The sequence below is a fragment of the uncultured Tyzzerella sp. genome, assembly GCF_963558545.1.
GTDB lineage: Bacteria > Bacillota > Clostridia > Lachnospirales > CAG-274 > Tyzzerella.
Genome location: NZ_CAUWHO010000007.1, coordinates 61,251 through 77,428 on the forward strand (window position 1 = coordinate 61,251; position 16,178 = coordinate 77,428).

Here is a 16,178-nt window from a genome sequence, read left to right on the forward strand (position 1 = left end):
GGGGAAAATAAAATGAAAAAATTAATTTTAGCTATATTAATAATTTTATCTATTGCATTGGTAGGGTGTGGTAAAGAAGATACTACAAGCCCTGTAGATAATATGACAGAAGAAGAAAAAATAGAGCTATTTAACCTTATGCAAGAAAATATTGTTGGAGAATATGAAAGCGAAGATGGTAAAATTTTTCAAGTTACTCCAGAAGGTAAATTCTTATATGAGGGTTCTTCTGGATTAGTTTCTTTAAAATATAATCTTGTAGATTCATCTAATGTAGAAGTTATTGGTGCAGATGGTAAAACTAAAACAGAAAAAATTTATTTTGAAGATATGGGAGATAAATTTAAATTAGAGTATGGAAAAGAAACATATTATAGAAATAAATAAATATTTTTATGTGTAGAGTATCAAAATTAATATGTAGATAGTTATAATTAATAGCCACTTCTTATATAGAGGTGGCTAAAATTAAATAAAGTTTGGAGAGATTAATATCAATAATACAGAAAATAATAAAACATTAGCATTTAAAACAAAGGAAATTATAAATAAATATGATTTTGCCTTTAAGAAAAATTTTGGGCAAAACTTTTTAATAGACCAACTTGTTTTAGACAAAATAGTATCATCTGCCAATATATCTGATAAAGACATAGTTATAGAGGTAGGACCTGGTATAGGTACACTTACAGCTTGCCTTGCAAAAAACGCAAAAAAAGTTATAGCTGTGGAGATAGATAAAACTCTTATACCTATTTTACAAGACACATTATCTAATTTTGATAATATTGAAATTATAAATGAAGATATTTTAAAAGTAGACATAAAAAAGATAGCAGAAAAAAATAAGGGGTATAATATAAAGGTTGTAGCAAATTTACCTTATTATATTACAACTCCTATAATAATGAATATATTAGAAAATAGATTACCTATAGATAGTATAACTGTTATGATACAAAAAGAGGTTGCTTATAGAATGGAGGCAACACCAGGTACTAAAGATTATGGCTCTTTATCTGTTATAGTTCAATATTTCTGTGAGCCTTATTTAGTGGCTAATGTACCTAGAAATTGCTTTATGCCAAGGCCTAATGTAGATTCTGCTGTTATAAGGCTTACTACGTTGGATACTCCCCCTGTAGATGTAGATAATTTAGAGTTATTTTACTATGTTATAAAAGTTGCATTTTCTCAAAGAAGGAAAACTCTTTTAAATTGTATATTTAATGCAGAAAATTTTAAATTTGATAAAGAAAAAATAGCAAAAATTTTAGAAGAAGCAGGGTTTGATGTAAACATTAGAGGAGAGCGTCTTACAATAGAAGATTTTGCCAATCTTACAAAAGTAATAGAAAAGTATTTATAATAATGTAAATAAATGTAGCTATTTTTGTACAAGAATATAGCATTAATTAATATTTTCTTTCATATAATATTAATGTGCCAAAGATTAAATATATGGGAGGAGATATTATGAAAAACTTTTTTTATTTAACTTTATCGGTTATAGGCTGTTATCAGTTAGGATACCTTATAGGTAAAATTATATTTTAGGTTGTAATAAAAAGCTAGATTTCTTTACACAAGGGTTAAAGCCCTTTGAAATCTAGCTTTTTGCATAATTTAATGTAATTAAAAATTTTGCACTATATAAATAGGATATAAAAATTAAAAAATTTGCTTTAATATTACTTTGTCTAAAGTCTAAAATAGGAGATTAAAACTCCTATTTTTTGTATATTTATATAAATTTAGAAATATTTATTTTAGATACAAAGTATATAAAAAATTGATTTATACAAATTATTCTTCTCCACTTAATTTAAAGGCAATAAAAAATCCTATTATTGCCATTATAACAGCTAATATAATACTTAAAATAGGTATATTACCATTATAGCTACTATATGTCATATTATCTTTAAATATAGAGAATATAGAGCCAAATATAAGCCCTAAAATAGAAAAATACGTTACAGAAAAAGCCTTTTCTAATAAAAATGCTATAAGTTTTGATATAAGGATAATACCTAGAACTATACCAATACCACCAACTAAAATTGTAATAAATGAACTAGAAGATACTATGTATTTTACACCTTCTAAGAAGCTATTTTTAGACATAAGGCTAATACCATCAATAACAGTAGGCACAAGCTTGCTAATAGATGTTAATATAACATTATATACACCAAGAAGTACCATAACAAAAGAGCCACTTATACCAGGTACAACCATAGCAGCACTAGCTATCATACAATATATAAATATTTTTATAAGCCAAGGGATAGTTATAATAATATCTGTAGAAGACGATGTAGGCTCTTTCATAAAAGATATAATAACAACTATGCTAAAACTTATTAAGCTAGCTAGATAATAAATAGGTTTAACTGGCTTTTTCTTTGCGTGCCTAATAATAAGGGGAATACTTCCAACAACTAACCCTACAAAAAACATACTAGTAGGCAAAGATTCTTTTGCTAAGCAAATTTCTATTATCTTGCTAAAGATTAATATACCAACTCCAGCTCCTAAAAATAATGGGACTAAAAATTTTATATGTTTTTTAGGTTGTTTAAAAAAGTTGTTTATAGCATCTATCATTTGGTCAAAAATCCTAAGAACGACAGCTATTGTACCACCACTAACACCAGGGATAATATTTGCTACACCAACAAATATACCCTTTAAAAATAAATTTAAAAATTTATTCATTTTTTATCTCCTTAAAAATATTTTTTATAAATATTATACGTTATTTATATTATATATGTTTTATAAAAAAAATCAATATTTACATAAATTATCTATTTGTTCTAAAATTTTATTTATAGAGTTATTTAAATAAGATTTATTCATAGCATTAATATAGTCTGTTTTTTGATTATATAGACTATAAATATTTTCTTTTAAGCTATCTTTAGATAAATCTTCTTCGTATAAAACAGTACTAAATCCCTGTTTTTTAAAAGAATTGGCATTTAATATTTGGTCTCCTCTACTTGCATTTTTAGAAAGAGGTATTAAAAGGTTAGGTTTTTTTAATGCCAAAATTTCACATATTGCATTAGAGCCTGCCCTAGATATTATTAAATCGCTAACAGCTAAAAGGTGTTTTAGCTCATCTTTTGCATATTCTAATTGATAATAGCCTTGTACATTAATGTTATTATCTAAGTTATTTTTACCACATAAATGTATTATATTAAAATCTTTTAAAAGATTGTCTAAGCATTGTCTTAATACCATATTTATTTTTACAGAGCCTAAAGAGCCTCCCATAATTAAAATAATAGGCTTAGTATCTTTAAAATTGCATAGCTTATAGCCTTTTTCTTTAGAGCCTTTAAAAAGCTCTTCTCTTATAGGTGTTCCTGTTAATATAGCTTTATCTTTTGGTATATTTTGTAACGCCTCTGGAAAGGTTGCACAAACTTTTTTAGAAAAAGGTATGGATAGTTTATTAGCTAGCCCAGGAGATATATCAGATTCGTGTATTATAACAGGTACTTTATTAAAATATCCACCTATAACAACAGGAACGCTAACAAATCCACCTTTAGAAAATATAATATTTGGTTTAATTTTTTTTATTATAGATGTTGCATCAGATATACCTTTTACAACCCTAAAACTATCTGTTATGTTTTTAAAATCTAAATATCTTCTAAGTTTACCTGTAGATATTTCATAGTAATCTATACCTAAAGGTTTTATTAAATTTTTTTCTATACCTTCTTTACTACCTATATAGCTTATATGGTATCCTTTTTCTTTTAAAAATGGAATAAGTGCAACATTAGGATTAACGTGTCCAGCAGTGCCACCTCCAGTTAAAACTATTTTTTTCAAAAAATCACCTCATATTAATTTATATTTGTAATTATATTATAATTTTCTTGTTTTTCATATTCTATACTAATATTATCATTTAATTGGTAGTTTAGTATATTTAAATTATTTTTAATAGGTATACCAAAATATTTAGTATTATTATCAATTTTTATAAATATATGGCTATTGCCATCTATAACAATTTCTTTTAAATACATTATTTTGCCATTAATATTTTGTTTATCTTTATTTTTGTTTAATTCTATATTACTTTTAGATAGTAAGTCTACATAGTTATTTTCACATTCGGACACAGTATCTCCTATTGCTACAATTTGATATTTCTCTATATTAACCATAGCATATTTTTTAACAAGGCCTGCCTCGTCTTTTAAGGCTATAAAATAAGTTGGTTGGTCTGATATGTTAAGAAGGAGAGGGAAAGTTGCCTTATATCCTAAATGTTGTACTTGTCCTTCGGCAGATGCCATTGCAGAGGTTTCTTGAGCACCAGATATAGTGTAGTATTTAGACTCACCAGTACGTTTGTTCATAAGTACAAAACCAACATTAGACCTATCACCACTAACAGATGTTACACCTGTATATACATAAACATCATCATTTAAAGCTATATAGTTGTAACCTTCAGTTGTTTTTAGGCAACCTTTTTGCCCTAGTATACTATTAAAATATCCATTTTTTAGCATACCATAATAATTATAATAAGATATTAAAAGCTCAGCAGAATAAACAGAGTCTACCCACATAGGTACATCTTCTATATTATACTCTGAAAGCTCGCCTGTTATAGCATTTAATAATACAACCTTTTTTATAACTGGTCCTCCAAATAGACCAATAGAATATGTTTTAACAGGGCATATCCAATAAGGAGTGCCGTTATCATCTATTTCAAAGCTTATATTATCAAACATATATGTTGGATAATTAAACCTAAGATGGCGTTTAACATTTCTATTTAATGGTTCGGAAAAGGAATATTTTATACCATCATCAAGATTTACTAACTGTGTTTCTTGTGTTGTCATATCTATCATCATATAGGCTGGTATACCATTTTTTCTATTTATAAGCCATTTAAAAATATTTCCATAGTCTAGGGGAGTAACTCTTGTAGGTTTAGATTTGTAGTTTATTTGAGTGTAAAGGTTATTAACTTCAAATTGAGAAACCATATCTACTATACTACCCATTTTTCTAGAACCTAAATTGATAGCAGTATCTTTATCCAAAATAGGTATTTCATCATAAGATATTTCTTTTATATCTGTTTTAAAATTACCATTTTTAATATTTATTAAAGATTGATATTTTTTTGCATTTACAATAGGAGATGAGAGTATGCTACCTAATAAGTATATAGATATAAGAAATACATTTAAAAATACAATACTTTTAATAATTTTTTTGTTAGCTGTTTTAAACTTTATAAGTTTATACCCACCAGCACCTAAAAATAATAACATTATAACAAAAATCCATAAATCAGAAGAATGGATATTTATTACTGGTAAGTAAATGTAATAAAATAAAAATAATAAAAATATAAAAATTAAAAAAGCTAAAACTTTAAAAATAGTTTTTTTCAATTTAATCACGTCCTTTACATATGTATATGATAATAGTAGCTAATTTAATAGTATTTGTCAAATTAAAATAATGTTAATATTGGGTTATAATTTACTTAAAATTTAAGTGTAAAAATAATTTTAAAATTTTTTAAAAAAAGTATTGACATTTATTTATATATATATTATAATTTATTTTGTCGTTAGCAGTAAACGCTAAGGCCCAATAGCTCAGTTGGTTAGAGCGCTGGCCTGTCACGCCAGAGGTCGAGGGTTCGAGCCCCTTTTGGGTCGCTTATATGGGAGCATAGCTCAGCTGGGAGAGCACTTGCCTTACAAGCAAGGGGTCACAGGTTCGAGCCCTGTTGTTCCCATACTTTGCCCGAGTGGCGGAACTGGCAGACGCACAGGACTTAAAATCCTGCGGGAGTTAAATCCCGTACCGGTTCGATTCCGGTCTCGGGCAGTATTTATAAACCACCTTAAAGGTGGTTTTTTTATTAAATATAATTAAGATGTTGTTTAAATTGGTTGTATAATGTATTTAGTGGCAGTGAAAAAAATCACTAAAGCTAAATATTATACAACTTTTTTTGTTTGTGCAATTTTTTAGGAGGGGAAATATGAATAAATTAAAAATAACACCTGAAATAGTGAAAAAAGAAAATAAAACAGAAGTTATACTTTATCTAGAAAATGATTATATGTGATGTCTTTATTGTAATAATAAAGAAATTGGTTTAAATGGTTATCAATAATGTGATTTATCTTTATTAGGGATTATAGAATTCTTAAATGTAGATATTTTAACATTGAAAAGAAAAGATATACCTTCAGAAAATGTAAAGCTAACTTTTCTTTTCAAGCACAAGGAAGATTGAAAATATATTAGTTGACAATACTGAAATTGGAAGTATATATTTATCTTCAAAATATAAAATACCAATGGAACAAATAAAATTATGTAAGCTAGTGGAACATACTTTAAATTAAAATAATTGTGGGTAAGAAATATTATCAAATATAGGTGTAAATATGAATACGATTAGATTGATTGGAAGATTAGTAAAAGAACCTGTTATTTCCGAGATAAATGTATAGTGAAATATAAAGAAAATAGCAAATATATAGACTATATATGTTGTTCTGTTATTGATAAAGGTGCAGAATGGATAGAAAAATATATAAAAAAGGCATAAGGATAGGCATAGTAGGTTCATTAAGCATACAAAATTATGAAGTTGATAATAATATGAACTATAAAGTAGAAATAGTGGTATATGGTGTATTATAAATTTAAAATACATAAAAATGAATTATAGGTATGAAGATGAATTTATTAATGATAAAGGTAATTTTAAAGCTTCAGTATATAATAGTAAGTCTCTAATAAAAATAAAAAATTAAACCAATACAAATGCCTTATGTAGATATAAATTAATTTAAAAATAACACAGAATATTTCACAAAATATGAATGGATAGATATATTGTTAAGAGCTATGAGTAGTTTATTGATATAATAGGACTAGTTAAAAAAGATTTATAAATCAAGGTTTTTAAGTCCTATTTTTATTAATTTAATAAGATTATTTATTCTTTAATTATTTTTATCTTTAAATTTAAATAAGCTTTTATAGTCTAGTATAACATATCTATACATTATATAGAAAATTTACAAAATATATAAAAACAAAACAGAAAATTTACAAAAATAAAATAGAATATTTACAAAAATTTGATAGAGAGAGAAAAAAAATAAAATTATAATTAGTATGATGATTTAAATTTAAACAGAAATATTACTTTGGAGGAGTTTATGGCAAATATAGTACTTAAAAATATATGTAAGGAGTATAGTAAGAATCAGCCTATTATAAAGGACCTTAATTTAGAAATAGAAGATGGTAGCTTTACAGTTCTTTTAGGAGCTTCTGGTTGTGGAAAATCAACTATACTTAGAATGGTTGCAGGCTTAGAAAAAGAAACATATGGTAATATCTATATAGGAGATAAAGATATGAAAGATGTAGAGCCTGGAGATAGAAATATAGCCATGGTATTTCAAAATTATGCATTATATCCAACAATGACTGTTAGAGGGAATATAGAATTTGGGCTTAAAAATATGAAAGTTCCAAAACAAGAAAGAGAAGAAAAAATAATGGAAGCAGTTAAAATAGTAGGGCTACAAGATTTTATAGATAGAAAGCCTCAAAATTTATCAGGAGGACAAAGACAGAGAGTAGCACTTGCTAGAGCTATTGTAAAAGACCCAAAAGTATTTTTAATGGACGAGCCATTATCTAATTTAGATGCTAAATTAAGAACTCAAATTAGAACAGACCTTATAGAGCTATACCAAAAACTAAAAACTACATTTTTATATGTAACACATGACCAAGTAGAAGCAATGTCTATGGCTACAAAAATAGTATTATTATATAAGGGAGAAGTACAACAAATAGGTACTCCTATGGAGATTTATGAAAAACCTAAAAATGTTTATACAGCTAAATTTATAGGCTCTCCTCCTATGAATATTATTAAAAAAGAAAAGCTTGATATAGCAATTAAAAATATACCACAAGAAGCAGCTTTTATAGGATTTAGACCAGAAAAAGCACTTTTAGAGGAAGATGAAAACTGTTTAAGGTTAGATGGTGAGATTATAACAAAAGAGTTATTAGGAGATCAAATATTATATAAAATAGCAACAGATTGTGGGAATATAAATGTTAAAACATTTAATAAGACTGCTATAAATGAAAAAAGGTGCGTAGTTTTTATAAAAAATGAAGATTTACATTTTTTTGATGTAAATGAAATGAGAATAGAAAATTAGAAAGGGAAGTTACTATATGGATAATCTGAAAAGTATATCTACATTAAAAGTAAAAGAAAAAGGTGAAAAAAATACGACTTCTTATGGAGATTATGTTAAAAATGTTATGAGTAAAGGTATTTTAAAAAAGTTAATTCCATATTTAATGATAACACCAGCTATTATAATTTTAGGTATGTTTGTAATATATCCAATATTTTATATGGTTTATTTAAGCTTTTTTGAATGGGATTTGATGCAAGATAAAGCTTTTGTTGGATTTGATAATTTTATTATTCTTTTTAAGGATGAAACATTTTGGCAAGTAAGTATAAATTCTTTTAAATATGTGTTTTTAACAGTATCATTATCATTAGTTATATCTATTTTATTAGCACTATATTTAAAAAAAGATACAAGAATAAATAGAGCCTTACAAAGCATAAGTTTTTTTCCTTATATTATATCATTAGTATCTATATCATTTATATGGATGTGGCTTATGGACTCAGATTATGGGTTATTAAACTTTTTTTTACAGTTATTTGGTATTAATGGTATAGGTTGGTTAGATAATCCAAAATATGCTTTAAATTCTCTTATACTAATAGCTATTTGGAAGAGCATTGGTTATAATACAATAATTATTATATCGGCTATGAAAGCAGTTCCTAGTTATTTATATGAGGCAGCAAAACTAGATAAGTCATCAGAAACTTCAACATTCTTTAAAATAACATTACCTATGATATCTCCAACTTTATTTTTTATAACTCTTATGAATATAATAGGGTCTTTTAAAGTTTTTGAACCAGTAAATCTTATTACACAAGGAGGACCAATGAACTCTACAAATACATTTGTTAATATGATTTATGAAAATGGCTTTAAGTTTTATAAAATAGGATATGCTTCTGCAATAGGTGTAATACTAATGCTTATACTAGGTATTTGTACTTTAGTATACTTTAAAAACTTAGATAAAAGAGTTCATTATCGTTAGGAGGAATAATATTGAAATATTTAAAGATTATATTAAAAACAATAATAAATATATTAATATTTTTAGTATTTTTTATACCTTTTTATTGGATGATATTAACATCTTTAAAAACATTAGGCCAAACATTAAAAATGCCACCTTCATTTTTTGTATCAGAGCCTCAATTTAACAATTTTGTACAAGTATTTAAAAATATACCATTTATGAATATGTTAAAAAATAGTGTAATAGTTACCGTTAGTGTAATTTTATGTCAATTAATAACAGTAATACCTGCAGCATATGCTTTTGCTAGATTTAGATTTAAAGGAAAAAATATTTTATTTGCTATAACATTATTAACTATGATGATACCAGCACAGCTTATATTTTTGCCAGTATTTTTATTATTTAGTAAGTTAAATCTTATAAATAGTTACATATCTTTAATATTACCATCTGCTTGTAGTGCTTTCTCTATATTTATGCTTAGACAAAATTTTAAACAAGTTCCAGAAGAACTTTTAGAAGCAGCGAGATTAGATAAAGCTAATGAATGGAAAATATTGACTAAAATTATGTTGCCAATAGCAAAACCTACAGTAGTAACTATGTTATTATTAACATTTATTAATAGTTGGAATGATTACTTTTGGCCATTAGTTTTAACTACTAATAATGATGTAAGACCTTTAACTGTTGGTATATCTAGCCTTAGACAAGTAGAAGGAGGAATAAGTTATCAAATATTAATGGCAGGAAATGTACTTTTAGTAGTACCAATAATAGTTGTATTTTTACTAGCACAAAAACATATTATTAAAGCATTTACCTATATGGGTGAAAAATAGGAGGAACTTATGAAAAAATTATTATCTATATTATTATGTGGAGCTTTATTGTTAACAGGTTGTGGAACATCTAATAATGAAAATACAATGGGACAATTACCTATAGACAGTAGCAATGATGTTACAAAAATTAAATTTTGGTATGCATATACAGATAAAATACAAGAGAATAATGAAAATATGGTTAAAAAATTTAATGATACTGTTGGAAAAGAAAAGGGGATAGAAGTTATAGCAGAATATCAAGGAGCTTATGATGATGTACACCAAAAATTACAAGCAGCTCATATATCAGGAGAAGTTCCAGCAATTAGTGTTATGGAAATAGCATCTATTGAAACATTTGCTAATAATGGGTTAATTACTCCTTTAGATGAATATATACAAAAGGACAATGTTAATATATCAGATTTTTATGAAGGTTTATTAGAAAATTGTGTTGTAAATGATAATTTTTATGGTTTGCCATATTTAAGAAGTACACCTATACTGTATTTAAATACTACTTTATTAAATGAAGCAGGGCTTAATCCAGAAGGACCAAAAACTTGGGAAGAATTAGAAACTTATGCAAGAACAATTAAAGAAAAAACAGGAAAATATGGAATTTCTATGTATTCTTATGAGTGGGTATTAGAAGGGTTCTTTTTACAACATGGTACATCTATTTTAAGTGAAGATAGAAAAACTACAAATTTAAATACTGATGAAGGTAAAAAAATATTTACATTTTTCCAAAATTTAGCTAAAGATAATATTATAAGAACACATTCTGGAGGAGATTCATCTAAAGTTTCAGCAGATATATTAAACCAAAATGCAGCAATGTGGTTTGCATCAACAGCTGATTTAACTAAAAATTTACAAATTGCAGAAGAAAATAACTTTGAAATAAATACAGCATTTTTACCAAAAGCTAAAGAATATGGTGTTCCTACAGGTGGTTGTAATTTAGTTATAACAAGTAAAGCTAGTGATAAAGAAAAGGAAGCAGCTTGGGAATTTATTAAGTGGATAACTAGCCCAGAACAAGCAGCAATATCAACTGTTACAACAGGATATGTACCAACATCTAAAGCAGTGGTAGAAACAGAAGAAATACAAAATTTATTTAAAGAAAGACCACAATTTAAAGTTGCCTTAGACCAATTAGAAAGTTATGGACATGGTAGACCAATGAACAAAGAATATATTGAAGCAAAAAAAGAATTAACAAATGTTATGGATGCAGTATTTGTTAATTTAAAAGATGTAAATGAAATATTAAAAACTTATCAAGAAAAAATAGATAATATATTACAAGGTAAATAAGGAGATTTATTATGGATAATAAATTAGTAGTATTGTCATTAGATGCTTTACAAACAAATGATTTAGATATTTTATTTAATATGCCTAATTTTAGTAAATTAAAGGAAAAGGCTGCAATAGTAGAAAATTTAGAAGAAATATATCCTACATTGACATATCCTATTCATGTAACAATGGTAACAGGTGTTACACCTGATAAACACGGTATTTTTCATAATCAAAAATCTGATATATCCCCAAAAGACCATGATTGGAGTTTAATGGGTTCAAACTGGTATTGGCATAAAGAAAATATTAAGACACAAACTATAGTAGATGCTGTTTACAATAGCAATAAAACTGTTTCAACAGTTTGTTGGCCAGTTACAGCAGGCGATAAAAGAGGAATTAATGTACCAGAAATATGGCCAGAAAGAGGTCATAATGAACAGGCAGAAGAATTATTTAAAAGTGCATCTTCTGATGTTGCTTTTGAAAGATATTTTGATAGCTACATATCCAAATTTGATTGGAAAAATAATAATGATTTAGTTAGATTTACACCAGAAATAGCACTTGATATTTTAAAAAATGATAAACCTGATTTACTATTATGTCATATTATATGGTTAGACCATATAAGACATACTTATGGTGTTGAAGGTGATGAGGTAAAGGATTCCCTAAGGCAATTAGATGTATTAATAGGGAGATTTATACAAGCAACTAAAGATGCAGGAACATATGATAATACTAATTTTGTTATATTAGGAGACCACGGACAAATAGATATACAACGTATATTTGATTTAAATACATTGTTTGTAGAAAATGGACTTATAGAATTAGATGAAAATCAAAATCCAAAGGATTATACAGCATATAGCTTTTCAGCAGGATTTTCTACTCAAGTAATATTAAAAAATCCAGATAATAAAGAAGATTTAGAAAAAGTATATAAAGTTTTAAGTGAAATTAAAGAAAAATATCCAAAATGTATAGAAAGAATATATACTAAAGAAGAAGCTTTAGAAGAAGAAAATCTTAGTGGTAACTTTTCATTTGTAATAGAGGGAACTTTAGGTACATACTTTGGTATAAAATATAAAGGTAAGACATTAATAGAAAAAGGTGAAGAAGGCTACTATGTATATAATGCAACTCATGGACACAGTACAAAAAAAGGAAACAAACCACCTCTTTTGGCTTTTGGCCCAGATATAAAAAGTAAAGTAGTTATAGAAAAAGCAAAAATGCTAGATGTTTGCCCAACTCTTGCAAGATTATCAAATGTAAAAATGGAAGGACTAATGGGTAAAGAGTTAGATATTTTTAAATAAGTTTAAGAGGTGTTTTAATTTGAGTGACATATTTGAAGGAATATATTTATTTAGTGATATAGATGGAACGTTAGGTAGAACAGAAATAGGTATACCTAAAAGAAATATAGAGGCCATTAAAAGATTTACAGATAAAGGGGGAACTTTTGGTGTTGCAACAGGAAGGTATTTGAGTGATTTAACAGATTTTATTAAGGAAGTACCTATAAACGGATATTCTCTAATAAATAATGGTGCAAGTATTTATAGTTTCTATGAAAATAAATTTTTATATAATAAGATGTTACCAGAAAAAAGCTTTGAATATTTTGAGAAACTAGCTAATGAAAATTTAGACTGGGGGCTTGTTGCAGTTAATAAAGAGGGGTATTTAAATGTAAATCATATAACAGATAGAATAAAATTTGATGTAAAATTTTCGACAGTTAATTTAGAAGATTTAGAAGGACCTTTTTATAAATTTTTATTTTTGGTAGATAAAAATAAAATCAAGAGTATTATAAAGTCCTTAAATGAAGATAAATATTTTGAAGGTGTATATTTTGTTCAATCTGGAGATAATTTATTTGAAATGGTGTTAAAAGGTGTTAGTAAAGGAGATGCTTTAAAATTATTTTGTAGTGAAAAGAATATAGATATAAAAAATACATTCTTTATAGGAGATAGTTTTAATGATGAGCAAATAATGAGTACAGCAGGTATAAGTGCATGTACTGATATAACAGATGATTACTTAAAAAGTAAATGTAATTTTATTGCTGGAAGTTGTGAAAATGGAGCTGTTGCAGATTTTATAGAATACATAGAGCATCTAATAATAAACAAATTATAGATGATATTATAACAAAATAAATATAATTTTAGACTACTATATAAAATGCAAATTTTATAGTAGTCTTTTTGTTCTTTCATTTGCTTTCTAGTGTATAGGTTATACTAAAGTATACAAAAAAATATGGGAGAGTTTTAAAAATATTGGTTGTATACTGTTTTTAGTGGCGGTTAAAAAAATTACCAAAGCTAAAATAGTATACAACTTTTTTTGTTGTGCAATTTTTAAATGGAATGAGGTGTTTAAGATAAAACAGATTTATACACAATCATTTATTGAGAAGTATTTAATTGAAATGGCTATATAAACAAAATTTAAAAAATATATGTAGTAAGAGAAAAAATTATAAATAAGAATATAGTTGTTGTTGATATTAATATTATACAACATTGTATTAAAGGAAGTGGACTAAATGGAAATAAGCATCATAGAGGAAAATGACACTAAAATTACTTTAAAACTAGAAGATACAGAGTGTCCTTATTGTAAAAGTAATCAACTTAATATTAAAGGTTGTATGATGTCTAACTTAAATAAGAAATTTTTAAAAGAATTTTTTAAAAAGGAAATATATCTTAAGAAAAATAGGTATATTTGTAAATATTGTGGTAAAACATTTACAATTAAGTGTTCATTTAAAGAAAAAATTTTTGATACTAATTTAAAACCAATATTAAAATTTTTATTTGATATTGATTTAGTTAAAATAACTATATTAGATAAAGAAATTAAAAGGAAATTAAATCTTAATGATGATTGGTATGTTCTTAATCAATGTAAGATTTTAACATTAATAAACAATAAAACTTTAGAAATAAAAGAGTTTTCAAAAATTCAAAGAGAATATAAAGAGAAAAACTTTATTGATGATAAAGAACAAATCATCGTAAATAAAACGACAGATTATGTAGAGTTTAAAAGAAAGGTTAAATATAGAATAACTACATAAAAAGGTGTTACAAAATGATTTTTGATTAAAAGAAAAATATTATAAATTATAAGGAGAAGAATTATGAATAATATATCACTTATAGGACGTTTGGCAATAGACCCTAAAATTTCAATTATAAATGTTAAAGGGGTAGACAAAACTATTGCTAAGTATACTTTAGCAGTAGAAAGGATGGGAAGTAATGATGTAGATTTTATATTGTGTTCTGTTTTAGATAAAGGTGCAGAATGGGTAAAAAATAATGTGAAAAAAGGAAGTAGAATAGGGGTTATAGGCTCTTTAAAAATAAATACATATGAAAAATATGGTATGAAAATTAACAGTGCAGAAATATTGGTTAGAGAGCAATACTTTGCATAGTAATTTTAAAGGATATAAACAAATGATACATATATAGAAAATAGTACAAAAAGGTAAAATAATAAACTCAAAAAATAAAATTATGAAGATAAAAATTACATAATTAAGAAAAGTGGTGAGTTTAAGATGTTTTTTCCAATAGAAATGAATAGTAGAATAGAAAAAGGAGGATAAGATTTATGGAGCAAATAATAATTAAAAAGGATTTAGTGAAAATAACAGATGATTTTATTTTAGGAGTAATTTTAAATGAAGTTATAGAAACTGCTCAAAGGTTTAGAAAAGAATTTATTGATAACAATTGGCATTGTCCTGAATTTTTTGAAATGAATATTGAAAAAATATCAAATGACAATATGCTCAATTTATCAAAATCTAGTATAAGAAGATACATAAAAAAATTAGAAAAATTAGGGTTTATAACAATAGATAAACTTGAGAAAAAACATAAATATAGAGTTAATTTTCAAGTTATTAACAAAGAATTAGAAAAATTAGGAGCAGAACCTATCGAAAAATTAAAAAAAGAAACTACTATTGATAAAGTAGTACAAGTAAAAGAAAAAATAAATTCTAAAAATTTAGAAAATTTAAAAAATAATTATATAGATGAATTTGTAGATTATACACAAATGCAGTTGGAAGAAAAGAAAATAGCCCCTGCTAAACCGAAACAGGAGCTAAAAAAGTTAATTGCTTCCATAAAAGATAATATTGATTATAACATAATTGAAGTGATGCGTCAACAAAAAAATTTAGATGATGAAAATCAACAATTTATAAAAATGTTTGATAGTATTTATCGAATTATACTTGATGTTATGACAACCGAAAGTGGATATATAAGAATTAATAAACAAGAAAAGCCAATAGATGCAGTTAAAGGGATATTTTCTAAAATAGATTTTTCTGTAATAAATGAGGTTATATGGAAGTTAAAAAGGATAGACACTAAAGTTGTAAACTTTAAAAGCTATATTATAACAACTTTGTATAACCAATTTTTAGAAAGAGAATTTCAGGTACAAAATTTAATATATATACATAGACAATATTTAGGGATTGAAATTTAATTTTGGAATGTTTATAAATAAATATAGAATGTTGATAAAGTGTGCAAAACTATATAATAAATAATAATAGTTTCAAAATGAAACAATAGGTTATATTTTTTTGTTTTTAAAAATTCAAATTGATGTATTATGATACATTTTGAATTAAATACCCATATATTATATATAAATATTATTAAATATATAAATATAATTATATACAAAAATATATTATATAAAATTATTATTATATATAAAATTATT

General features: G+C 25.5%; 15 protein-coding genes and 3 tRNA genes. 15 read left to right on the plus strand and 3 right to left on the minus strand.

The window, feature by feature from the left end; all coding sequences use genetic code 11:
* The first annotated feature begins 12 nt into the window (after nt 1-12).
* A complete protein-coding gene (locus tag R5Z65_RS01640; protein ID WP_317366643.1) occupies nt 13-387 on the plus strand; it encodes a hypothetical protein in 375 nt (124 codons plus the stop codon).
* 106 nt (nt 388-493) lie between these two features.
* Nucleotides 494-1,369, plus strand: coding sequence for a 16S rRNA (adenine(1518)-N(6)/adenine(1519)-N(6))-dimethyltransferase RsmA (gene rsmA, locus R5Z65_RS01645; RefSeq protein WP_317366663.1), 876 nt, complete (start codon nt 494-496; stop codon nt 1,367-1,369).
* A gap of 437 nt (nt 1,370-1,806) precedes the next feature.
* Here the strand turns inward: rsmA and R5Z65_RS01650 are convergent, their stop codons facing one another.
* From R5Z65_RS01650 to R5Z65_RS01660, 3 genes are all read right to left on the minus strand, one after another.
* Nucleotides 1,807-2,721 carry a DUF368 domain-containing protein gene (locus tag R5Z65_RS01650; RefSeq protein ID WP_317366644.1) on the minus strand — a complete coding sequence of 305 codons (915 nt, stop codon included), beginning with the start codon at nt 2,719-2,721 and terminating at the stop codon, nt 1,807-1,809.
* Between the two features lie 72 nt (nt 2,722-2,793).
* Nucleotides 2,794-3,858: an undecaprenyldiphospho-muramoylpentapeptide beta-N-acetylglucosaminyltransferase gene (locus R5Z65_RS01655; protein WP_317366645.1), complete on the minus strand. Its 1,065-nt coding sequence runs from the start codon at nt 3,856-3,858 to the stop codon at nt 2,794-2,796.
* Between the two features lie 14 nt (nt 3,859-3,872).
* On the minus strand, nt 3,873-5,453 hold the full coding sequence (locus R5Z65_RS01660) for a CvpA family protein (RefSeq protein WP_317366646.1): 1,581 nt from the start codon (nt 5,451-5,453) through the stop codon (nt 3,873-3,875).
* A 199-nt stretch (nt 5,454-5,652) separates the two neighbouring features.
* Between R5Z65_RS01660 and R5Z65_RS01665 the strand changes: the two genes are divergently transcribed.
* The 13 genes from R5Z65_RS01665 to R5Z65_RS01725 all read left to right on the plus strand — a co-directional run bounded on the left by R5Z65_RS01665 (nt 5,653) and on the right by R5Z65_RS01725 (nt 15,935).
* Nucleotides 5,653-5,726: transfer RNA gene (locus R5Z65_RS01665), tRNA-Asp, on the plus strand.
* 7 nt (nt 5,727-5,733) lie between these two features.
* A tRNA-Val gene (locus R5Z65_RS01670) sits at nt 5,734-5,806 on the plus strand.
* A gap of 6 nt (nt 5,807-5,812) precedes the next feature.
* A tRNA-Leu gene (locus R5Z65_RS01675) sits at nt 5,813-5,898 on the plus strand.
* Nucleotides 5,899-6,600: 702 nt separating this feature from the next.
* Nucleotides 6,601-6,726 carry a hypothetical protein gene (locus tag R5Z65_RS01680; RefSeq protein WP_317366647.1) on the plus strand — a complete coding sequence of 42 codons (126 nt, stop codon included), beginning with the start codon at nt 6,601-6,603 and terminating at the stop codon, nt 6,724-6,726.
* 524 nt (nt 6,727-7,250) lie between these two features.
* Entirely contained in the window at nt 7,251-8,276 is a 1,026-nt protein-coding gene (locus R5Z65_RS01685; protein WP_317366649.1) for an ATP-binding cassette domain-containing protein, read from the plus strand.
* A gap of 16 nt (nt 8,277-8,292) precedes the next feature.
* Nucleotides 8,293-9,258, plus strand: a complete 966-nt coding sequence (locus R5Z65_RS01690) for a sugar ABC transporter permease (RefSeq protein ID WP_317366651.1) — start codon at nt 8,293-8,295, stop codon at nt 9,256-9,258.
* 11 nt (nt 9,259-9,269) lie between these two features.
* Nucleotides 9,270-10,088 (plus strand): carbohydrate ABC transporter permease, encoded by an 819-nt coding sequence (locus R5Z65_RS01695; protein ID WP_317366652.1) that lies wholly within the window; start codon nt 9,270-9,272, stop codon nt 10,086-10,088.
* A 9-nt stretch (nt 10,089-10,097) separates the two neighbouring features.
* On the plus strand, nt 10,098-11,399 hold the full coding sequence (locus R5Z65_RS01700) for an ABC transporter substrate-binding protein (RefSeq protein WP_317366653.1): 1,302 nt from the start codon (nt 10,098-10,100) through the stop codon (nt 11,397-11,399).
* Nucleotides 11,400-11,410: 11 nt separating this feature from the next.
* Nucleotides 11,411-12,718 (plus strand): ectonucleotide pyrophosphatase/phosphodiesterase, encoded by a 1,308-nt coding sequence (locus R5Z65_RS01705; protein WP_317366655.1) that lies wholly within the window; start codon nt 11,411-11,413, stop codon nt 12,716-12,718.
* A gap of 19 nt (nt 12,719-12,737) precedes the next feature.
* On the plus strand, nt 12,738-13,550 hold the full coding sequence (locus R5Z65_RS01710; RefSeq protein WP_317366657.1) for a Cof-type HAD-IIB family hydrolase: 813 nt from the start codon (nt 12,738-12,740) through the stop codon (nt 13,548-13,550).
* Nucleotides 13,551-13,962: 412 nt separating this feature from the next.
* Complete coding sequence (locus R5Z65_RS01715) at nt 13,963-14,499, plus strand: hypothetical protein (protein WP_317366658.1); 537 nt, start codon at nt 13,963-13,965, stop codon at nt 14,497-14,499.
* A 63-nt stretch (nt 14,500-14,562) separates the two neighbouring features.
* The gene (locus R5Z65_RS01720) at nt 14,563-14,862 is read left to right on the plus strand and encodes a single-stranded DNA-binding protein (protein WP_317366659.1); all 300 of its coding nucleotides are present in this window, start codon (nt 14,563-14,565) and stop codon (nt 14,860-14,862) included.
* Nucleotides 14,863-15,041: 179 nt separating this feature from the next.
* Nucleotides 15,042-15,935 (plus strand): DUF6017 domain-containing protein, encoded by an 894-nt coding sequence (locus tag R5Z65_RS01725; protein ID WP_317366660.1) that lies wholly within the window; start codon nt 15,042-15,044, stop codon nt 15,933-15,935.
* Nucleotides 15,936-16,178 lie beyond the last annotated feature (243 nt).